Genomic DNA, 19,850 nt, shown 5'->3' with positions numbered 1-19,850 from the left:
CCATCTATCCCAGAAAGCTCACATCACGCCGCTTTGCCGCGACCCAAGCGGGCAATGAAATAATCGAGATTGTCCGGATCGAAATTATCTTCGAACTGGGTCAAAACACGTTCAATCATGACCTGACGAAAGCGTTCCCGGTCGTCCGATCCGGATATCTGCATATCGGCAGCGGTGGCGAGTGCCGCCTCGCACACCTTCAGCATCCGCTTCGGCAGGCCGCATTTTTCAAACAATGCCTCTCGCCCGCGTCCACCCGGGTCGTGAATGAGCTTGAACGCATTGGCGACCGGAATTCCAGCCAGACGGGCGAGCGCGGCTTCGAAAAACGCCACATCCCCCATGCACAGCGCCCGGAACACCAAAGTCGAGGTCAGACGCTTGTTGCGGTGAAGCTGATCCACTAGCTCCATCATGTCACGCAGGTTGGTGCCGGGCTGCAACAACCCGAGGGTCGCCTTTTCCCGCGCGCTTAGAAACAAATCGGTGGCAACATCGGCCGACATGGCGTGATGGGTCACCAGATGATCGCGAATTTTGTCGGACACCAGCGACACCAGCCGCTCGGCCACCGTCAGCGGCAAGGTTTTGCGCTTTGCCATAGGCTCGCTGATGCGCGGATTGTCGCCGAAATTATCCAACACCCGTGCCATGGTGTCTTCGCTCAGAACGGCGCCATCATTCGACACAAGGGCGGCTACCACCTCAGCATTTCTGGTGTCGACGAGGGCGTCCGAAAGCTTTTCCGACAGATGGTCCCGCCGCGCGACGGCCTTTTGATGTTCGGCTCCCTTGGCGGCAATGATATCAAGCAGATCGGCTTCCGACAAAACATCGGAAAACTCGATCACCGGCAAAGCCACATCCGCCACATCGCTTGCGAGCGTCAGGGCAATTTCACGTGGCAAGTCCGGGCTGTCCTTGAGGCTGTTCGACAGGGCCTGACGCACCTGGACCTCGGCATCCTTGACCATGACGCGGAAGATGTCTTCCATCAGCTTGCGCTCGGTCGCACCGACGCCGGCTTCATGGAACTGCTTACCGATCTTGCGCGCCGTGGCGGCCCGGTTTTCCGCCGACGCGTCCGCCAACAGGCTCAAAACGTCAGCTTGCGACAGTTTGATGGTCAAGGAAATGTCCTTTCCAGCCGGGCCCGCGGCCCGAGGATCAACAGAGAGAATTGACCCATTGTCAGTGCAGCCGGGTTAAGGCGGCGTTAATAAGCCCGCAAGCCATAATGTCCCGGAATGAAAGCCTTAATCTGGCCTCAAACCCACTGAATACTACCCTCCAATCTGACCCCCACCTTCAGACGGTTGACGCTTGACCCTAGGGGATACGAGGTCTAGGAACTAGACATAGAAAACGTCTCGTCCCACGACAGTAGAAGACGATCGATTTCCCCCCGAATACGGGCCTCATGCTGGATAAGGAGCAGTCATCATGAAGACTTTTATGGGCTTGGCCACGGCGGCTCTGATCGCCACGCTTGGATCGCAGGCAATGGCAGAAGGTGACGCCACCAAAGGCGCCATGATCTTTAAACGTTGCGCCACCTGTCACACCGTTGAAAAGGGCGGCGCCATCAAGCAGGGCCCGAACCTCCATGATCTGTTCGGCCGCAAGGCTGGCACGCAGGCGGCCTATGTCGGCAAATATTCGGATGCCATGAAGCAGTCGGGCGTCGTTTGGAGCGAGGACACCCTCGACAAATATCTGGCTGATCCCAAGGGCTTCGTCCCCAAGAACAAAATGATCTTCGTCGGCGTCAAAAAGCCTGACGAACGCGCCAATGTCATCGCCTATCTCAAAGAGGCGACGAAGTAAGCAGTTCCCCCTTTAAGGATGCCGAACCTATGTTCATTTTTGCACCTAGCGGGTTAATCCCCTCGGGCAAGCGCCAGTCTGCGCTTGCCCTGATGATGGCCGGTCTTCTGGCCACCGCGTTTGTGATACCTGCGACGGCTCAGACCGGCAGCGCTGCCACCGCCCCGCAGGCCACCGATGCGCAGGCCTTTATCCGCAAGATGGCCGATGATTCGCTCAACCTTATCCAGGACAAGAGCGTCACGCCCGACGTCCGGAAAGCCAAGCTCAAGGCTATCTTCAACGAACATGTGGCCATGGACTACATCGCCACGCTGGCGCTTGGCCGTTACGGCCGGGTCGACCCGTCCCTGCCAGCTGAGGCCCGCGATCAGCAAGCGGCCCAGATCACCGAATATCGCAGCCTGTTTCCGGATTTCATCTTCAACAAGCTCTATGACATCCTGATCAGCAAATTCGACAATTCGAAAATTGACGTGATCGGCTCGAAGCCCATCGGCAATACCGACCTTTACGTCAACACCCGCGTCAACCGCCCCAAATTGGAGCCGGTGCTGGCTGACTGGCGTGTCCGCAATGACAAAGATGGCGTTATAAAAGTCATCGACCTCAAGGCGGAGGGCGTCAGCCTGACCATCACCCAACGTGATGAATTCGCGGCGATCCTTGGCTCATCCAAGAACATCAACGACGGCCTGGCCAAGCTTTTGACCTATATGAAGGATACCAATGCAGGCCGCGCTCCGGCCGCACCAGTATCCGCCAAAAACGGGGCCTGAGCGTCAGCTCAGCCCCATCACCCAGCTGTGCGATAGCTGCAGGTGAGATTGAGCTGACCAGCCATATTATGCACGGCGGATAGACAAGCCTCCGCCCTGCCGGGCGGCATGGAGACAGCGAAGACCGTCAGATACTTGCCCCGCTGTCCCGCCTCCACTTCCAGATTGCGACGGGAGTTAAGGCGCACGATATTGGCTTCGAATTCCCCGAACACTTGCGACAGCAAAGCGATCAGGCCGGGACGGTCGCCGCCCACCACTTCGATGAAATGGGTGATCTCCGCTGTGTCCCGATGCTCGGCACTGAACGGCAGCGGCGTCACCCGCAAGTCCACATTCTGAAGCGTCGGCAGACGGCGCAGCGCCGCCTCGATCTCCGCAAGGCCAACCCCCGTGGGAAGTTCGGCCATGGCGGAAAATTCACAACCCGCGCCAAGCACGGCAAAAGACACATCCCCGAGATTGACGCCAAGGCCATATAACTCGCCCGTCACCTCCGCGATCAGACCGAGCTTGTCGGGACTGACGATGGAAATCAGCACTTGTTCGGACTTGCTCATATATTTTCTCCGTCAGGGCCTTCCCTTAAGATAATACGTCTAGCGCCTCGGAGCTATGCATAGCGCACACAGGCTGTGTATTTCATGGTATAACAAGACATTGGACCTTCCCCCCTATTCACTGACAGGTGCATCCATGGCCGAACAACTCCTTCATCTGGTCTTTGGCGGGCGCGTGACTGATCCCCGCACCCTCGAATTCGAAGACCTGAACGCCCTCGACTTTGTGGGCGTTTTCCCGAACTACAAGACCGCTGAAGACGCCTGGCGCAGTGCGGCCCAGCGCACGGTCGATGATGCCCATATGAAATATGTGGTCGTCCATCTGCATCGCCTGCTGCAACCGGACGCCATGACAGGCTGACCTCCTCGGTCATTCACGGAAGACAGAGTGGGTTATGCTCGAAATTGAACGCAAATTCATGATTGCCAGCGATGCCTGGAAAGATCTGGCTGACGCCGGAACGCCGATCCGTCAGGGTTATCTGTCGCTTGGGGAACCGACGGTCCGCGTCAGATTGAAGGGGACCAAGGCCTACCTCACCATCAAGGCGACCAAATCACCGGGCGTCCGCCATGAATTCGAATATCAAATCCCCGTTGGCGAGGCCGAAACCATGCTGTCAACGCTGATCCTGCGGCCACCCATCGAAAAGATCCGCTATTGCGTCCCTTTTGCCGGTCATATCTGGGAAATTGATATCTTCGAAGGCGCGAACAAGGGCCTGCAAATAGCCGAGGTCGAGCTGCAAAGCCGCGATGAACGGGTTGACCTGCCCTACTGGATTGGGCCCGAGGTCAGCGATGACCCGCGGTTTTTCAATGCTTACCTCACCCATCGCCCGTTCGCCGGGTGGGGGGTCGACTATGCGACCCTCCTCAAGCGCGTGTAATGTGAACCGGGCCTAGCCGATCAACCGACCTTTTTCGCGACCTGTTTCCACAACTGGTTGAATGCCTTGGCGCCCTCGCTGTTACCCGCGAAGGTCTGGACCGGCGCCCGTTCAAGACCCATACGTTCGACCGACGTGCAAGACGGAACCATGGCCTTCAAGGCCCCCTTGTTCTTGCGATAGAACCCAGCGGAGACATCGCGCTGCATAGCGCGGCGGCGATCGACCATCGACAGGAACGGCAAGATCTTAAGCTTCGGCAGGCGACTGCGGTCCTTGAAATCCTGCAGTTGTTCAAGGGTCAGCACCGACAAGGTGGTCGGAATGACCGGCACCAGAAGCGCATCCGCCGCCCGCATGACATTTTCCGACAACAGCGTGATGCCGGGCGGGCAATCGAGGATGACATAGTCATACTCGTCTTCGAGCGACTTCAGGATACGCTTCAACTGATAGGTTGGACGCTGCATCTCATCAAGATTGATGTCGAGATTGCGATAGGAGAAATCCGACGGGATGATGTCGAGATTCTCATAATCGGTCGCCTTGACGTGATCGAGGAGATCGCTTTCGCCATAGACGAGCTTTGCCCCGCCACCGCGAACCTTGGCCTTAACCCGAAAATAAAAGGTCGAAGCTCCCTGCGGATCAAGATCCCAAAGCGCCACGCGAGCCCCGCTCTGCGCGGCTTCATAGGCGAGATTGACCGCCGCTGCCGTCTTGCCCACACCACCTTTGATTGCGTACACCGCCAAAATCTTCATTCTTTTCTCCCTTCAGGCGAAAAACCATGATCCCGGCCGCTGCTGGCCGCCTTAAATAATTTCCGATACCCGCCCTCCGCCTCGTCCGAGGCAAAGGCTAAGAATATCTCGTCAAATTGCCGTCGCGCCTGATCCTGCATCGTCGCGCGCTGTGCTGCAAGATGCTCCATGGCCCGCCGCGTGTCGAGCGCTACCGTACCCGTCACCTCAAGCTCGCCCAAAAGTGACATGAGCAACGCCCGCTGAATCTGGGCATCCTGATAGAGCCCTAGATTATTCTGTAGTTTTTTCAATGCCCTGACGCCATTTCGCAGCCGTGTTTCGGAATAGAGGGGCCCAAAAAATTCGATCAGATAGCGCAATTTTTTGCATGTCTTGCGCAACTCATGCAACTGTTCCGGTGGACTTTGCGCAGAAATAGCCGTGCCCTCGTGCAGCGCCTCTCCATAAAGACGCCGGATGCGGCGCCCGGCCTCCCGCCAGATCGGAGGTGACGTCTCATCGTCCGCCTGGAAACTACGCAAAACCCCACGCCACCGCTGTTTGATACGACGGTAACGCTCGGACGTGAGCGCCCGCCCAAGAGCGCGGTAAGCCACCATACGCTTTTTAAGCAACAACTTATGCAAAGGCGCAAGCCCCACCCGGTCCTTCTCCGGCACGGCTGAAGATAAGCTGGAAAATTCAAGAAGATAGACATCGAGATCCCGGGCCAGGCCAGTGATCTGGCCAAGCCAGCCAAGCTCCTTTTTCAGGGTCGCAAAATCCTGAGGCAGGCTCGGCTTCATGACCGCGACGAGCGCCCGGGTTCGACGCAAGGCGATCCGGTAGTCATGCAGAAATTCGGTATCAATGTCCTTCAGGATCCCCTGTTCATTGACCTCCATCACCATCAAAAGCCGGGACAAAATCTGACGATTGGCGGTCATGGCCGGGAGATCGGGCGAAAACTGCAAGGCACTACGCGGCCCGCCGCCACCCGGCCGCATGCCAAGCGCCAGAAACACCGCCTCATGGAGACTGGTCTCGAAAGAGACAAGCTGTGGCAGCTTGGCCAGACCATCCGCGGTCAAGCCCCGGGCCTTGCCATACCCACGCACCGGCTCAAGTTCGAGTCTGAGGCCGAAGGGTCGCCGCCGACTGTAGGGACGGCCGCCAAGCTTGCCTTCCAGCATGCGGAGCTTGACCACGGTTTTCTGGTCCTCGTCAAGGATCCGGATCTCGACTTTACGGCCCGTATGGCGCGCGTGGATCAAAAGCGCACGATGCCCGATCAATTGAGCTATGCGATCGGCAAACGGCCCAGCCGGCAGGTCGGCCGCAAATCGCGGGCACTGCAAAGCCTGATATGTCGCGATCAGCCTATGATCAACGAGCTGTTCAAGCCGCAATTGCCCTTTACCGTCTTGCGTGCGGCCCGTCTGCTCGTATAGCAACACCAGACCGGCCCGGATCAGAAGCCCATCCGTGGTGTCGAGATAACAACGGTCAAAAGATACCGGCTTGCGCGCGCCTGGCGGCAAGGCACTTCCGGGGATTGCGTTCAAAATTGAAGCGACCAGGACCGGCAGCGTCACTCCGTCCATCGCGCAATAATGTGTCACCCATGGCTCCATGGTCACAACACAACAGCCGCGCCTGCCTTTGCAAGCTAGCGAGGCCATATCTAACCTTCATAGTCGCGGATTAAGGAGGGAAAATCAATGTTCGAGCGCGACCGGCCCGCTATTGAGCCGTTCCAAACGCATTTTGAGACTGCGCATATATATACGGCTGGATAATTCAGGCGGCTCAGCCAAGCCTGCCGCCCGGGCATCCAAGCGGTCGTAAAGCATGCAGGCCTCAGCCTCACCAAGCGCGCGCAGCACACCCCTGACTTCAGAACCCGGCCGGTATCGAAGGAACCGGGCCGCGTCCGGCGCCTGCCGCGCAAGTTCGGCAAGGCTCTGCGGCGACCTGAAGTCAGGCGTGAAACCCCAGCCCTTTACCGCAGTGAGTAAAGGCTCCACGTAATCCGCCAACCCCGTGGTGATTTGACCTGTCATGGTCCGCGTCCTCCCGGCTAAATCGCCCTTATGACAAGACGAGCCACGGGCGCGGACGTGAACGGGTCAGCTGGCGTCGAATTTAATACCCTGAGCCAGCGGCAGGTTTTTCGAGTAATTCACCGTCGAGGTCTGACGGCGCATATAACCTCGCCAGGCATCCGACCCGGATTCACGGCCTCCGCCGGTTTCCTTTTCACCGCCAAAGGCACCGCCGATTTCAGCCCCGGAGGTGCCGATATTCACATTGGCAATGCCGCAGTCGGAGCCAGCCGCCGCCGTAAAGCCTTCGGCCTCGCGCAAATCATTGGTGAAAATGGCCGAAGACAGCCCCTGCGGCACCGCGTTGTGGCGCAGGAGCGCATCCTCAAAATCGCGGTAAGTCATCACATAGAGAATAGGAGCGAAGGTTTCCTCCAACACATTGGCGTCCAGAGCCTTCAGTTCGACGATAGCCGGGGTGACATAAAAGGCGTCATCGCCTGGCTGCGCGACACGGCCACCGCCGGTGATCACCCCGCCCTCTGCCCGCGCCCGTTTAAGCGCGCGTTCCATGCCATCAAACGCCGCCTTATCAATCAGCGGCCCAACCAGCGTCTCCGACTCGAGCGGGTTGCCGATCCGCACCTTGCCATAGGCGGCCTTGAGCGCCGGAATCAACCGCTCATAGACCGATTCATGAACGAACAGCCGGCGCGTCGTGGTGCAGCGCTGCCCGCAGGTGCCCACAGCCCCGAACAAAATGGCCCGCAACGCCATTTCGAGATCAGCGGACGGCGCTACAATAATGGCATTGTTGCCGCCAAGCTCAAGAATGCTGCGTCCGAAACGGGCCGCCACGCGCGGGGCCACGGCACGCCCCATGGCTGTCGAACCGGTGGCAGAGATGAGCGGCACACGCGGATTGTCCACCAGCGCCTCGCCAACCTCGCGGCCACCGATGATGATTTGCGACAGTCCCTCGGGCGCATCACCGAAACGGACAATGGCACGCTCCAACAGCTTTTGCGTGGCCAGCGCCGTAACCGGGGTTTTCTCCGACGGCTTCCAGATCACGCTGTTGCCGCATACGAACGCCAAAGCCGAATTCCAGGCCCACACTGCAACCGGGAAATTAAAGGCGCTGATGACGCCGACCACCCCAAGCGGATGCCAGCTTTCGCTCATGCGATGGCCCGGCCGCTCGGAGGCAATGGTGAGACCGTAAAGCTGCCGCGACAACCCGACCGCGAAGTCGCAGATGTCGATCATCTCCTGCACTTCGCCGAGGCCCTCTTGCAGGATCTTGCCCATTTCAAGAGACACCAGCGCGCCTAGGGCGTCCTTGTGATTACGCAGTTCCTCGCCAAGGAGACGTACAAGTTCACCCCGCTTCGGGGCGGGCACCAGCTGCCACTCGCGGAATGCCTGCTCGGCGATATCAACCTTTTTGGCTACAGTGCTTTCCGTGTCCTCGACCAGATTGGCGAGCACGGCCCCATCAATGGGAGAGCACACGCGCAGGGTTCCGCCTTGCAGATCCGCATCGGTCAAATAAAGGCTTTTTAATATTTGCTCACGAGTCATGATCTGATCCCTCAACACTGGAGTGATTACTGGATGGCGGCAGCGCGCAAGGCGCTCAGCGAGTGACGGGGTGTGATGTCTTCGGGGTCGAGGCGGATTTCAATCACCGACGGTTTCCCGACCGCACGGGCATGGGCAAAGGCTGCGGCGAAATCAGCGGTCTTTTCAACCAGCAACCCCTCCGCCCCATAAGCCTTCGCAAGCGCCACGAAATCCGGATTGACAAGATCGGTCGCCATCACCCGCTCGGGGAACGTGCGTTCCTGATGCATGCGGATGGTGCCATACATGCCGTTGTTGACGATGATGAAGATCACATTCAGCCCGTATTGGACCGCTGTCGCAAGCTCCTGCCCGTTCATCATGAAGCAGCCGTCGCCGGAAAAGCTCACCACCACACGATCCGGATAGGTGGCCTTGGCACCGACGGCCGACGGCACCCCATAGCCCATGGCCCCGCTGGTCGGCGCAAGTTGCGTATGCCGCCGCCGATAGCGATAAAAGCGATGCAGCCAAATCGTATAATTGCCCGCGCCATTGCAGATGATGGCGTCGTCCGGCAGCAGGTCGCGCAGATGCTGCATGATCTCGCCCATATTGACGTCGCCCTGAGCCGGGCCGGGTTGGGTCCAGCTTTCAAAATCCCTGCGGGCGTCTGCGGTCCATTTCGTGAACGGCACCTGCGCCAGGGGTTCAAGGGCTGCGGCTTCTGCCGCGAACTCCGCGAGACAGGCATGTATGGCAAGCGTCGGCACATAAACCTTGCCGAGTTCCTCCACCGCCGGATGCACATGAATCAGTTTTTGTGTGGGCAGCGGCGGCACCGGCAGGCTATAGCCCTGTGTCATGTTCTCGCTCATCCGCGCGCCGATCACCAGCAACAGATCCGCAGCCGCCACACGCTCGGCAAGCGCCGGATTGATGCCGAGGCCGATATCTCCCACATATTGCGCGTGATCGTTATCAAACAGATCCTGACGCCGGAAGGACGCCGCCACAGGCAGCCCGTTCTGTTCGGCAAAGTTGCGGATATCATGGCAGGCGCCATCGCTCCAACCCGAACCGCCCAAAATCATCAGCGGACGTTGAGCCTGCGTGAGATGGCGACGCAAGGCCATCATATCCCCGGCCGCAGGAGCTCCCGCCAAGCGCCCCACCCGTGGTACGGATTGGACCGTGACGCGATCGGTCAGCATATCTTCCGGCAGCACCAGAACCACTGGACCGGGGCGGCCGGACATGGCGAGCCCCCAGGCGCGGCTCACATATTCCGGAATGCGGCGGGCGTCATCGATCTCGGCCACCCATTTGGCGAGCGGGCCGAACATGGCACGGTAATCGACTTCCTGAAACGCTTCGCGGTCGCGATCGCCGCGCGCCACCTGGCCGATGAACAGCACCATGGGCGTCGAATCCTGCCGCGCCGTATGGACGCCGATGGCAGCGTTGGTTGCCCCCGGCCCACGGGTGACGAAACAGACGCCGGGACGCCCCGTCAGTTTGCCGTGCGCCTCGGCCATCACCGCCGCACCGCCTTCCTGACGGCAGGTGATCACGCGTATGCGGTCCTGCACATCATAAAGTGCGTCAAGTACGGGGAGATAGCTTTCTCCTGGCACACAAAAAACTGTAGCAACATCCTGATCCAGAATTGCCGAGACCAGAATTTGCCCACCGCTACGCCGGTTGTCCATCGTCAGGCCACCTTCTCCTGCTTCTGGCCTGTCACGACCATCGCATCCTCAGGGCGAGCGTAATTTGCGCCAAAGCGGTTGGCAATGAAATCGCGGAAATCGCAATCTTCCTGACGCACGAAACCCTTCTGCGGCAGCTTTCCAAGACGCAGCAAATCAAGCATGGTGCAGATGCCCGACGCGGTGGTGATTTGGATGGCGCTCCAGATCTGGCCATAAAGATCTTTGGCATAAACCTTATGCGCATAGGTTTCCTGCAGGAAACGGCCCTGACGATAGCCGCTGACGGTGACGAAAATCAGCACCACATCCTGATAGGTGACCGGCAAGGCATATTCGAACATGTCCTTCAACACGCCGCGCCGTTCCCCGAGCCGCAGATCTCGGATCAACATGCGCATGATGTCGCAATGGCCAGGATAACGCACCGTGCGATAATTCAGATTATTGACCTTGCCTTCCAGCGTCTCACAGAGCGTGCCGAGCCCGCCGGACGTATTGAACGCTTCGTAATCGACACCATCGAGCGAGAAATGCTCTTTTTCCTCAAGCGGCGGCACTTCACGCAACACGCCGTCCACCACCGCTTCGCAAGGATTGCAATATTCGTTGATCAGGCCGTCGGTCGACCAGGTGAGATTATACATCAGCGCGTTCGACGGATATTTCGGCAACGCGCCGACACGCATATGCACATTGTGAAGCTTTTCAAATTTCTTCGCGAGATCATAGGCAACGATCGAAATAAAGCCCGGCGCCAGCCCGCATTGCGGCACAAAGGCCGTCGCCGAATCTTTCGCCAGCTCCTTCACCAGCCGCGTGCTTTCCACATCTTCCGTGAGATCGAAATAATGCACCCCGGCTGCCTTGGCCGCCCGCGCGATATAGGGCGTCAGGTGATAGGGACAGGCGCTCAGGACGGCATATTTGCCGGCCATGGCGTCGGCCAGTGCCGCCTTATCGGTCACATCAAGCTGCAGCAACCGAACCGCGGAATTCACATTCATGCGGTTTAATCCGACGAGATCGTGATCGCCAACCGTGACCTCATAATCTCCCGACAGCGACAGCAACTCTGCAATCATCGCGCCGATTTTGCCCGCGCCCAGCAAGAGAATTTGTGTCATGGATCATCCCCGTAAATAAATTGCTCTTAATCCTGAAGTTAGGAACAACTGCCGCCAGAATGAAGGGTGCAATCTGGTGTTTTGCCGGGTTTTTTCCGTTGAAATGTGCATATAATCCGTCATAATGACGGAAAGGACGAGACCGATGGATGAGACCGACCGTCAACTGCTTGCTCTATTGGAAGAAAACGCCCGCATGCCGACGGCGGCGTTGGCGCGGCGGCTGCATCTGTCACGGTCCACCATTCAGGATCGCATCCGCCGTCTGGAAGACCGCGGGATCATTGGCGGCTATACCTTGCGACTTGGCGAACCTCATGCCCGCCGCCAGATCACCGCCCATGTCATGATCAACGTCAACCCCAAGCACGCCGACCGCGTCGGCCGCGCGCTCAAGGCCATGGCGGGCCTGCGGTCGCTGCATGCAATCAGCGGGGCCTATGATCTGATTGCCATAATCCGGGCGGAAACAACCGATGATATCGACGCCATGCTCGATACCATCGGCCGGCTGGAGGGCATTGACAAAACCATGTCCTCCATCGTGCTCTCAACCAAGTTCGAGCGCTAGGACCTAACAATCAAACGAGAGCGACACCCTTAAGCTTGCGAAGATTGTCCACGAGCCCGTCAAGATCACGGGCGAAGGGGTCCATCACAAGATGACGGCGCAACACGCTTTCTGCAACGTGATAGCCAAGGGACCGATAGGCTTCGAATTGTTCTTCATCGAAGAATTGATCCGCCGTGGTCTGATGCGGAAAGGTTGCGTCCTTGGCGAGATATTTTTCCACATAGACATTCTCGTCGCCTGTAAGCGTTGACTTGAAATACAGCAGATAACCAAATTCGTCGTCACCATAATTGATGCGTCCGACCGCCGCATGGGACTGGCTGACCGATGACGTTCCGGCGAGCCGCAAGGGATCGATGTCGATCTCGATTGTCACGCCAAGATCGATACGGGCCATGCGCACCGCATCGGCAAAACCCTGGAAACACATATCAGGATCAGCTTCGGCATCACAGACGATGACCACCCGGCAGCGACGGCGCAACAATTCCGTCAGCCCCATATTCTCCAGATGTCCGCCATCGGTCAGATTCACATGCAGCCCGCCTTCCGAAAGCGCGCCCACCATTTCCTTGAGCAAATGCCGTGGCGTCACGCGCAGGAACGGATGCATGAGCAAGCGCGACAAGCGGCCGATAAAAGGCTTCCTGTACCAGGCGCCGCTATAGGCGTTCGGATGTGGCAACCAATAGCCAAGCCGAACATTCAACAGCGTCAAGGCAAAGGTAAGCCCCTTGATGGTAAGGCTACCCATATTAGGGGCTGCTGCAGCCGCCGATATGGCCATGGCCGTGCCGAGATCGAGCGCCGGGTGTAGTTCCTCCATCTCCTGCGTCTCACGGTATCCGGTCAACTGACCGCCCACATAAGCCTTGCTCATAACGACATTGCTGCCATTGCGCCCGCGCATGTTGGCCGTTTTCGAATGTTGAACATTCATGGTCGTGTTGACGAGATGATAGGGCGCCCGCCGGTCATCAAGGCCGGACAGGCTCTGCCGGTCATTTTGACGCGGCTTGCCGTTGGCATAGGGTCTCCAGATGTTGAAAAGATACGCCTTGCTCAGACGGTCGCGGTAAAATCCGTGAAATGAGCTGGCATTCACATCATAAAAGAACTGCGTGACGACCGCGATCAACACCGCAACCAGACCATAAACGATGGTGATGCGTTCAGAATGCGGCAGCCATTCACTGCCGTCATCGGCCCAGCGAAACGCATCGCCAAGCCAATAGCCAATGCTGTTCATGACTGCGCCAGCCTCGCCAAGCAATCCGCCGTGCGTTGAATGCCGCGCCACATCAAGCGCCAAGCCAGCCGACAACAACCAATCGGGCGCCGTTTCCGGCACCAGAGCCCAGCGGCAGATATTGAGATAAAACAGCCAGATCACCACCGGCCCCATGGCGCCCAGAACCTGCAGAGCAATACGCCCGCGAATACCCGCCGAGCGTTCAGCAAGCGAGCCGGAGAACAACACACCAAGCGCGGTCAAGGCCGTCCAGATGGTGGTCATGACCTCGCCCGCGTCGCCAAGCGACAACAGTTTGATGGAACTGAACTCGTGATAATAATAAATGGCCAGAGGCTGCGACAAAATCAGCGTCGTCAGCAAAATAGCCATCAACGCCCCACCCGCGCCATACCGCGTCACGATATCGCGTGTCCTCCAGCTTGGGCGGCCCCTCTGCCGCGACAACCATTCAAGCAGCGGATAGAGCGCCAGCAGCGCGAGAAATGCCAGCGTCCCGCTACGCACCCATTGCAGAGTGCGATCCAGAAGGGCGCTGATCGGATCCATGGTCGCCGGCGTTATGCTGTCGCCGCTTTCCCGCCACAGCCGCAGGGTTATCTCCGCCGGAAGCTCCGCCCCATCGGTGACGGTCACATTCAGACGCGGATGTTCGGCTACCGCCACCACAACACCATGTGGATCACGAGCAGTTTTGCCTTCCACATCAAGCCCACGGGCAATCTGCACAACGGCGACACGATCCGGACGTGGGCCGCTATAGCCAACCGCCCGGGCATCAATGACCCCGGCAAGATCGACGACATATTTTCCCGGCTTCGCCTCGCTCAGCCAGGGCTCAACCTTGCTGTCGAGGGTCAGGGTCACTTCATCGGTATCCATAGCCTCCCTGAGCGAGCCGCTCGACACCCATAGCGTCGTCAGCGCGGCCACTACCACCAGCGGCAGAATGATCAAAAGATTGATCATAAGCCCGCGCAGGAATAATGCCGGAAGCCGCAAGCCAGCCAGAAATTCACGCGGCACCAGATAATTGGAGCTATCGCGCAAATGATGGAAAGCGTCGCCTTCCTTCACTCCCGGCTGGTGATTGAACGGGAACGCCTCGGTATGGATATGGAGCGGCAGATCAAGCGCCCCAGAACTTTCGCCTGTGCGCGTCACATGCAGGCCCTGACAATCGTCCCGACGATCGGCAACGCAGGAAAAGCCATCCGGCACGGCCCCCGCCGGACGCAGGATCACGCGCAACAGATCCGCCCGCAGGTCCTGATCCAGAGCCCCTTCGACCAACGTCGCATGGGCGGTCAATCTTATATCGAGCGCCCCCCCGGACGGCACCATCAGCCTGAGACCATCGAGATCATTCCGGCTAAGCCGCCAGCACCCATCCACGGTCTGCACGCCTGCCGACAGCCGTCCGGATAGGGGCACGCCGCTTACGACAATCGCAACATCTTCCGGCTTTGGCGCGGTCGCACAGAGGCTGCTGATGGCGCTGCCGAGATATCCACCACCCGATACGGTCGAAAGATAATCGGCATGAGAGAACAGCCCATAACGCGACAGCGCCTGAAGCAGCCCGAGATTGAACGTCGCCGATCGAATGCCGCCGCCCGACATGGCAACGCCCATCAGATCCTTCTTAGCCGAGGGGAGCCCGGCAACAGGATCCTGCAACCCGAACTCCCGACGACGGGCCCGAACAGATTGAAGTTCTGCCGCGAAAACAGCGTTTGGCAAAGTCTCATCACCGACCGGCACCGCTTCATAACCTGACGGTTTCGTCGGGGCAGTCTCGAACATACGGCTAAAATAGGCTTTCCAGATCTCAAACATTGCATCCTGCTCCTTACGGATATTCATCCGCAAGACGCGGGTCACAAGCTCGCTGTGACGCAGCAAGCGTAATCACAGCCCATCAAGTCTGACGTCATGACAATACCGATCCTCATCAACAGGAAGATTTGTCATGACCAAAATGAGCACGATCGATTGGGATTTCATCGCCAATCATGAAGGAAAAAGTCTAACCACAGGCTATGTCCCAAACGTCGGCACCAGCAAAAGCGGTGTCACGATTGCCACCGGCGTCGACCTTGGGCAACGCAATCACAGTGAAATCGTCAAGTGGAACCTTACGCCCGACCTGACCGAAAAACTCCGCAGCTACTGCGGCATGTGTGGCAATGAGGCCGTAGCGCTACTGAAAAGCAAACCCCTCACGGTCACAGCGGAAGAAGCCGATGCGCTCGACAAAGCCGCGGCCGAGGAAATATTCGGCGTCCTCCAAAGAAATTTTGATGTCGCCACCCACCAGGGTGCCTTCGATGCGCTGCCACGGGCGGTACGCACAGTCCTCGCCTCCCTCGCCTATCAATATGGTCCTAATCTTCAGCGCCGCACGCCAAAATTCTGGCACGTCGCTACGGAAAAAAACTGGCCCGGCGTTATCCACGAACTCGAGAATTTTGGCGATGCCTATTCGAAGCGGCGTCAGGACGAAGCGCGATATCTGAAAGCCGCATTGGACAAGAATTTCGATGTTGCCTGATGCAGCTATTCACACTTCTTGCGCTTCACGCGTCCGGTTAATGCTGAACAAAATCGCCGTTGTTCAGCTCTAGGGGTGGCGGAGTTGTTCTGTGCCCGTGGTTGTTGGGTGGTGCACCTGACAACTCCGCCTGCTCCCTAGAGTATTTCATGGCTTAAATGACATTATCAGGAGTCCTTCATGGCACTAGATCCCTCATTCACCGGGTCCGTCATCAACGCCCTGCCGATCGATAAAATGATCGGCGCGCCGTTGAACGCGATGGTGGCCGCACAAGTTGGCGCCAGCAAAGCTTACGCCGACTTCCTTCAAGCCGTCTGCATCAAGGACGGCAAAGCCGTACAGATCGCCTTCGATTATGATGAAACCATCGTCGACGAAGATGGCGTCTATCAGGGTGTCTTGCAGAAATCGATGCGCGTCCCATTGATGGCCGTCATCGAACATCCAAACGTTTGCGTCGAACTCGGAACCGTTGATTTCGAACTTGAAGTCAACGCCTCGGAAATGATGAAGTCTGAAACAGGAGCTGAAGCTTCGGTTGAAGTTTCTGCAGGCTGGGGACCGGTAAGTTTCAAGATGAGCGGCAAGGTCAGCCACAAGTCGGAACAGACCCGGTCGTCGGATACCCGGGCCAAATATTCGATCCACGCTGAAATGAAACGCCAACCCCCGTCGGAAGCCCTGATGCGCGTCATCGAATTCCTGACGTCGGCAGCGACCAAGCCCGTGGTTATCCCTGCCAACAAAGAACTCAAGAGCCCAGATGCACTGCCGACTGATAGCGTACTGCAGAGCCCCGCTGAAGAGCAGGCCGAGCTCGCTGGCGAGTAGGCTTGATCACATCAACCAGGCCATGACGGCGCGGGGGTCGGCCACCACCCGACCATTCGCGCCGTTCATGGTTTGCAATATGAATAAAGCAAATCCCTAAGATAAATGAAAGGCGATGTCATGTTCAGAATCTTGCGCGGACTATTCGGTCGCCCAAAAGCGTCCGGCGACGAGAGCAATCATGACGAAACGAAGGAAACAGCAATGGAAAATCAACATCTGACGTCAATCACCCGCGGTTTGCAGCATGCCGCAGCCGAAACCAACTCCATGGTCGCGGAACAATTTATCCGCGTGCTTTCGCAATATTTCGACAAGGATGAAGACGGCACATTGCACGCCCGCATGGTGCGTGTGCAGCTTGATGAAGATCATCACACCTTCGTTCCTCTGGTCTCCCTTGCCACACCGAGCGGCCTTGCCCTTGACCGCATGCGGGTCGAACTGTCGTTGCGTCTTGAAGGTGCTCAAACCGATAAAAAATCCGTCCTCAAGAATGTCAGGAATATGCTCAAGAAAGATTCCGGCGGCGGCGAGGATGACGAAATGTCACGAGCGGATTTCAAAGTCTCCCTGTCACCACGGGATAAAAGCACCAAAGGCCGTCCATCCGATCACGTTCATATCGATCTTGAGTTTCGCTCCATTGAAACGCCCGAATCCGTCATGCGCGTCATTGATACCTATACCAACATGATGGAACCGCTGCGCTCCAAACCAGCCGAGAACGACGAAGGCGGCCCTGATCTGCAGATGGCCCCGCCCCGCACACATCCTTGACCGTTTCCTGAAGCAGGACATAAAAAAAGGCCGGGAGGTTTCCCGGCCTGTTTTATGATATCAACGCCTCACCCAAGTTCCAGCCTGCCGCGCACCAATGTGCGGCCAAGTTGAATGCGCTTGCGAACATTCACTTCCGTCAATTCAAGATGACGGGCAATTTCCTGGTTCGAATATTGATAGATGAAGCGCAGCACGAACGGCGTCCGCAGACGCTCTGGCATATCCATGATCACCGTCATGGCCGCTGTCATATCCTCCTCCGCATCAAGACGGGCCTCAGGCTCGACCACTGGGCTGCCGCCAAGGGCAAGATACTCGATCTGATCTGGATGGAACTGGTCCACCACCCGCACCCGCACCTGACGCCGGCGATGCTCATCCATACAGGCATTATGCAACAGCCGCGCAAGCCATGACCGCAGGCGGCGAATACGGTGCGCATCCCGCAAATACCGATCATGAGCCTTGATGCAGGACCGGCTCAACAAATCCTCGGCATCCGCACGATTGCCGGACATCCAGCGCATGGCAAGCTGCCAAAGATAATCCTTATGTTCGAGCCACCCGGTCCAGAAGGCCGCGCTCAGTGTCTTTGCGTCCGCAGGTCCACCGGTGCGGCGATTATCAAAGGACAGTGCGGGACGCCACGGCCTGATCTCGTCCTGATCCTCATCCCCGTCCGACTGCACCATATCGTCAAATTCGAGATCTTCTGTATTTCCCATATCGCCCTCACTCGCCCTGTATCTTGGAAAAATAACCCTGCCCGCTCGCTCAGAGGCGGAAACGGCCGGGTACGAAGCGCATCGCATCGAGCAATGTTTTTTCTGGCGTCTTGCCATAACAGCTTGGCCCCGCCTGCGGACGCTCGCGGTTGTAGCTGTCGAGCCAGTCGGCCAGAGCAAGCTCAAGATCCGCGAAGCTCCATTGGTCGTCCTTGCGGAACAGAGGCTGGAATAGTTCGCGCCCGACCAGCGCAACAAAGGCCAGCCCCGCATCCGGCATGGCCCGCGCCCGGGTCAGGCGATAATTGTGCTCGATGCAATTCTGACGCAGCCAGGATTTGTAACCGGACCTTCCAGCATCAATGAACGGCATGCGGCGATCGGTGCGGATGCTTTCAATATGAATGGCCTTGGCCGCATACCAGGGCAGCACCTGACGTTCGAGAAATCCGCTGGCATCCAGATTGGCAACACTTGAGGCCACCGTCGCAAAGGCATGATGGCTATAGGCGTCCACAAAGCTGAGAAGGTGAAGCGGGCCCAGAACTGGATGCTCGCCCATATGGCTCAGATCCTGATAGGACACCTTGCCCGGCAGCTCGACAAATCGCCCCGGCTTGAGCTTGCCAAGCGCACGGGCCCGTTCAACCGACGCCTGTTGTTCGGGCGACAACGGAAAACCGTCCTGCTGCACCCGCGCAAGAATGGCAATCACGCGCTTTTCAAAGGTTTCAAGACCGGACCGCACCCAGATCGACCGCACCCCGCTTGACGATACCGTCACCCCAGACTCCGCAAGCACTTCGGTAATCCGCTGCTGACCCCAGGTTGGATGCGTGAAGGTCAGATCCACCACGCTGCGTTCAACATCAAGTGGCACCCGGTTCTTGAGCACCGGCTTGCGGCGGGAAATATCCCGCAGTGCATCGACCCCTCCCCGCTCATAAAGAGATTTGAAACGATAGTAACTATCTCGTGAATAGCCGAGATTCTCACAAGCTTTCGTCACGCTGCCGAGCTTTTCAGCCAGGCGCAACAGGCTCAACTTTGGTTTCACCGAGCGGTTTACTGCATCCATTCTCTTGTCTCCAAACATGTGCACAAATGGCCGGGGCCGGAAATCTCGGCAAAGGCGTTGCCGGGATCTTCCGCAGGGGCTCAAATGACACCTCCAAATGGTTGTATATTTGGCGGCGCCACCCTCTATGGTTGTAATTAAAATCCGACTATGCCAAAATTTGCAATAAGAGAAATTCATACACGTAAAAAGTGCATACCAAATACCATAGGTTGTATTTAATAAGCTCATGCATCCTTTTAGTTGAATTTTTCGCAGCCACTCTGAAAGCCGGTTTGCAGCGTCCGGGATCGAAATTGCAACCGAATCAGCAAACAGAGCCGTCACCACAACCATAGAGTGTATAGGGGAAGAACGATGTTTCGCACTGAACTTGAAAAACGCGTCCGCCATCTGGAAGAAGGGCTCACCCAATTCAACGGCCTCGACTGGATCATCAAAGTCGGCGAAATCGCCGAGATCAAAGGGGCCGTGCTCGACATGACCGCGGAAACGGAGGCCTACTGCGCCCAAACCGTAACCACACGCAATCTGCAGCGTCTTGACGTGGTCATCCGCACGGCCACCACGCGCAAAACCAATGGCCACCTCGCCTTCCAGAAAGCCTATGGCACATTGCGCACCTGGCTAACCCCCGCCCTGCCCGGCGAACGACGGATTGGGAAGTTAAGCGACTGATCTCAATTCTCGCTGGGGTAGAGAAATCGCGTGCTACAGCAGGCGTGGCTGCTGGACTTTTGCGATTATCCCAAACCTGTCATACGCGGGCTTGACCCGCGTATCCATGCGGGCGCG

Annotated in this window: 20 protein-coding genes; 9 read left to right on the top strand and 11 right to left on the bottom strand. The window is 57.8% G+C overall.

The window, feature by feature from the left end; translation table 11 throughout:
* Positions 1 to 23: 23 nt before the first annotated feature.
* Positions 24 to 1,130 (bottom strand): DUF2336 domain-containing protein, encoded by a 1,107-nt coding sequence (locus NYP16_RS04355; RefSeq protein WP_274942886.1) that lies wholly within the window; start codon positions 1,128 to 1,130, stop codon positions 24 to 26.
* 313 nt (positions 1,131 to 1,443) lie between these two features.
* Here NYP16_RS04355 and NYP16_RS04350 point away from each other — a divergent pair, with 313 nt between their 5' ends.
* Positions 1,444 to 1,827: a c-type cytochrome gene (locus tag NYP16_RS04350; protein ID WP_274942885.1), complete on the top strand. Its 384-nt coding sequence runs from the start codon at positions 1,444 to 1,446 to the stop codon at positions 1,825 to 1,827.
* Between the two features lie 29 nt (positions 1,828 to 1,856).
* Positions 1,857 to 2,606, top strand: a complete 750-nt coding sequence (locus tag NYP16_RS04345) for an MlaC/ttg2D family ABC transporter substrate-binding protein (protein WP_274942884.1) — start codon at positions 1,857 to 1,859, stop codon at positions 2,604 to 2,606.
* A gap of 17 nt (positions 2,607 to 2,623) precedes the next feature.
* Here NYP16_RS04345 and NYP16_RS04340 read toward each other — a convergent pair whose 3' ends face one another.
* Positions 2,624 to 3,166: a glycine cleavage system transcriptional repressor gene (locus tag NYP16_RS04340; protein WP_274942883.1), complete on the bottom strand. Its 543-nt coding sequence runs from the start codon at positions 3,164 to 3,166 to the stop codon at positions 2,624 to 2,626.
* A 136-nt stretch (positions 3,167 to 3,302) separates the two neighbouring features.
* Here NYP16_RS04340 and NYP16_RS04335 point away from each other — a divergent pair, with 136 nt between their 5' ends.
* Both NYP16_RS04335 and NYP16_RS04330 read left to right on the top strand, forming a co-directional pair.
* Positions 3,303 to 3,530, top strand: coding sequence for a DUF4170 domain-containing protein (locus NYP16_RS04335; RefSeq protein ID WP_274942882.1), 228 nt, complete (start codon positions 3,303 to 3,305; stop codon positions 3,528 to 3,530).
* A gap of 34 nt (positions 3,531 to 3,564) precedes the next feature.
* Positions 3,565 to 4,059, top strand: a complete 495-nt coding sequence (locus NYP16_RS04330; RefSeq protein WP_274942881.1) for a CYTH domain-containing protein — start codon at positions 3,565 to 3,567, stop codon at positions 4,057 to 4,059.
* A gap of 20 nt (positions 4,060 to 4,079) precedes the next feature.
* Here NYP16_RS04330 and NYP16_RS04325 read toward each other — a convergent pair whose 3' ends face one another.
* From NYP16_RS04325 to NYP16_RS04300, 6 genes are all read right to left on the bottom strand, one after another.
* Positions 4,080 to 4,823 carry a ParA family protein gene (locus NYP16_RS04325; protein ID WP_274942880.1) on the bottom strand — a complete coding sequence of 248 codons (744 nt, stop codon included), beginning with the start codon at positions 4,821 to 4,823 and terminating at the stop codon, positions 4,080 to 4,082.
* Complete coding sequence (locus tag NYP16_RS14485; RefSeq protein ID WP_274942879.1) at positions 4,820 to 6,427, bottom strand: CHAD domain-containing protein; 1,608 nt, start codon at positions 6,425 to 6,427, stop codon at positions 4,820 to 4,822. The genes NYP16_RS04325 and NYP16_RS14485 overlap by 4 nt, the downstream gene beginning before the upstream one ends.
* 96 nt (positions 6,428 to 6,523) lie before the next feature.
* Positions 6,524 to 6,868 carry a hypothetical protein gene (locus NYP16_RS04315; protein ID WP_274942878.1) on the bottom strand — a complete coding sequence of 115 codons (345 nt, stop codon included), beginning with the start codon at positions 6,866 to 6,868 and terminating at the stop codon, positions 6,524 to 6,526.
* 66 nt (positions 6,869 to 6,934) lie between these two features.
* Positions 6,935 to 8,461 (bottom strand): L-piperidine-6-carboxylate dehydrogenase, encoded by a 1,527-nt coding sequence (gene amaB / locus NYP16_RS04310; protein WP_429913139.1) that lies wholly within the window; start codon positions 8,459 to 8,461, stop codon positions 6,935 to 6,937.
* On the bottom strand, positions 8,461 to 10,128 hold the full coding sequence (locus NYP16_RS04305; RefSeq protein WP_274942876.1) for a thiamine pyrophosphate-binding protein: 1,668 nt from the start codon (positions 10,126 to 10,128) through the stop codon (positions 8,461 to 8,463). Before NYP16_RS04305 ends, amaB begins: the two co-directional genes overlap by 1 nt.
* A gap of 2 nt (positions 10,129 to 10,130) precedes the next feature.
* A complete protein-coding gene (locus NYP16_RS04300) occupies positions 10,131 to 11,255 on the bottom strand; it encodes a saccharopine dehydrogenase family protein (RefSeq protein ID WP_274942875.1) in 1,125 nt (374 codons plus the stop codon).
* A gap of 145 nt (positions 11,256 to 11,400) precedes the next feature.
* Here NYP16_RS04300 and NYP16_RS04295 point away from each other — a divergent pair, with 145 nt between their 5' ends.
* Positions 11,401 to 11,826, top strand: a complete 426-nt coding sequence (locus tag NYP16_RS04295) for an Lrp/AsnC family transcriptional regulator (protein WP_274942874.1) — start codon at positions 11,401 to 11,403, stop codon at positions 11,824 to 11,826.
* Positions 11,827 to 11,836: 10 nt separating this feature from the next.
* Here the strand turns inward: NYP16_RS04295 and NYP16_RS04290 are convergent, their stop codons facing one another.
* Positions 11,837 to 14,920, bottom strand: coding sequence for a patatin-like phospholipase domain-containing protein (locus tag NYP16_RS04290; protein ID WP_274942873.1), 3,084 nt, complete (start codon positions 14,918 to 14,920; stop codon positions 11,837 to 11,839).
* Between the two features lie 133 nt (positions 14,921 to 15,053).
* Between NYP16_RS04290 and NYP16_RS04285 the strand changes: the two genes are divergently transcribed.
* From NYP16_RS04285 to NYP16_RS04275, 3 genes are all read left to right on the top strand, one after another.
* Complete coding sequence (locus NYP16_RS04285; protein ID WP_274942872.1) at positions 15,054 to 15,635, top strand: pesticin C-terminus-like muramidase; 582 nt, start codon at positions 15,054 to 15,056, stop codon at positions 15,633 to 15,635.
* A 180-nt stretch (positions 15,636 to 15,815) separates the two neighbouring features.
* Positions 15,816 to 16,469 (top strand): DUF2589 domain-containing protein, encoded by a 654-nt coding sequence (locus NYP16_RS04280; RefSeq protein ID WP_274942871.1) that lies wholly within the window; start codon positions 15,816 to 15,818, stop codon positions 16,467 to 16,469.
* A 204-nt stretch (positions 16,470 to 16,673) separates the two neighbouring features.
* Positions 16,674 to 17,249 (top strand): DUF2589 domain-containing protein, encoded by a 576-nt coding sequence (locus NYP16_RS04275; RefSeq protein ID WP_274942870.1) that lies wholly within the window; start codon positions 16,674 to 16,676, stop codon positions 17,247 to 17,249.
* Between the two features lie 68 nt (positions 17,250 to 17,317).
* On the opposite strand, the gene NYP16_RS04270 is transcribed toward NYP16_RS04275, so the two are convergent.
* Positions 17,318 to 17,977: an RNA polymerase sigma factor gene (locus tag NYP16_RS04270; RefSeq protein WP_274942869.1), complete on the bottom strand. Its 660-nt coding sequence runs from the start codon at positions 17,975 to 17,977 to the stop codon at positions 17,318 to 17,320.
* Between the two features lie 49 nt (positions 17,978 to 18,026).
* Positions 18,027 to 19,055: a helix-turn-helix domain-containing protein gene (locus NYP16_RS04265; protein WP_274942868.1), complete on the bottom strand. Its 1,029-nt coding sequence runs from the start codon at positions 19,053 to 19,055 to the stop codon at positions 18,027 to 18,029.
* A 357-nt stretch (positions 19,056 to 19,412) separates the two neighbouring features.
* On the opposite strand from NYP16_RS04265, the gene NYP16_RS04260 reads away from it, so the two are divergent.
* On the top strand, positions 19,413 to 19,733 hold the full coding sequence (locus tag NYP16_RS04260; protein WP_274942867.1) for a hypothetical protein: 321 nt from the start codon (positions 19,413 to 19,415) through the stop codon (positions 19,731 to 19,733).
* Positions 19,734 to 19,850: the final 117 nt, after the last annotated feature.

This window comes from Govania unica, assembly GCF_027920805.1.
Classification (GTDB): Bacteria; Pseudomonadota; Alphaproteobacteria; order Sphingomonadales; family Govanellaceae; genus Govanella; species Govanella unica.
The sequence above is the reverse complement of the archived record's forward strand: the minus strand, read 5'-3'. Positions and strand labels throughout refer to the sequence as shown.

What these genes read in the sequence shown, in the direction of transcription:
- NYP16_RS04345 (WP_274942884.1), top strand. Translation starts at nt 1,857, where the DNA reads ATGTTCATTTTTGCACCTAGCGGGTTAATCCCCTCGGGCAAGCGCCAG.
- NYP16_RS04290 (WP_274942873.1), bottom strand. Translation starts at nt 14,920, where the DNA reads ATGTTTGAGATCTGGAAAGCCTATTTTAGCCGTATGTTCGAGACTGCC.
- NYP16_RS04275 (WP_274942870.1), top strand. Translation starts at nt 16,674, where the DNA reads ATGGAAAATCAACATCTGACGTCAATCACCCGCGGTTTGCAGCATGCC.
- NYP16_RS04335 (WP_274942882.1), top strand. Translation starts at nt 3,303, where the DNA reads ATGGCCGAACAACTCCTTCATCTGGTCTTTGGCGGGCGCGTGACTGAT.
- NYP16_RS04330 (WP_274942881.1), top strand. Translation starts at nt 3,565, where the DNA reads ATGCTCGAAATTGAACGCAAATTCATGATTGCCAGCGATGCCTGGAAA.
- NYP16_RS04260 (WP_274942867.1), top strand. Translation starts at nt 19,413, where the DNA reads ATGTTTCGCACTGAACTTGAAAAACGCGTCCGCCATCTGGAAGAAGGG.
- NYP16_RS04340 (WP_274942883.1), bottom strand. Translation starts at nt 3,166, where the DNA reads ATGAGCAAGTCCGAACAAGTGCTGATTTCCATCGTCAGTCCCGACAAG.
- NYP16_RS04295 (WP_274942874.1), top strand. Translation starts at nt 11,401, where the DNA reads ATGGATGAGACCGACCGTCAACTGCTTGCTCTATTGGAAGAAAACGCC.
- NYP16_RS04315 (WP_274942878.1), bottom strand. Translation starts at nt 6,868, where the DNA reads ATGACAGGTCAAATCACCACGGGGTTGGCGGATTACGTGGAGCCTTTA.
- NYP16_RS04350 (WP_274942885.1), top strand. Translation starts at nt 1,444, where the DNA reads ATGAAGACTTTTATGGGCTTGGCCACGGCGGCTCTGATCGCCACGCTT.
- NYP16_RS04265 (WP_274942868.1), bottom strand. Translation starts at nt 19,055, where the DNA reads ATGGATGCAGTAAACCGCTCGGTGAAACCAAAGTTGAGCCTGTTGCGC.
- NYP16_RS04285 (WP_274942872.1), top strand. Translation starts at nt 15,054, where the DNA reads ATGACCAAAATGAGCACGATCGATTGGGATTTCATCGCCAATCATGAA.
- NYP16_RS04280 (WP_274942871.1), top strand. Translation starts at nt 15,816, where the DNA reads ATGGCACTAGATCCCTCATTCACCGGGTCCGTCATCAACGCCCTGCCG.
- NYP16_RS04325 (WP_274942880.1), bottom strand. Translation starts at nt 4,823, where the DNA reads ATGAAGATTTTGGCGGTGTACGCAATCAAAGGTGGTGTGGGCAAGACG.
- NYP16_RS04305 (WP_274942876.1), bottom strand. Translation starts at nt 10,128, where the DNA reads ATGGACAACCGGCGTAGCGGTGGGCAAATTCTGGTCTCGGCAATTCTG.
- NYP16_RS04300 (WP_274942875.1), bottom strand. Translation starts at nt 11,255, where the DNA reads ATGACACAAATTCTCTTGCTGGGCGCGGGCAAAATCGGCGCGATGATT.
- NYP16_RS04270 (WP_274942869.1), bottom strand. Translation starts at nt 17,977, where the DNA reads ATGGGAAATACAGAAGATCTCGAATTTGACGATATGGTGCAGTCGGAC.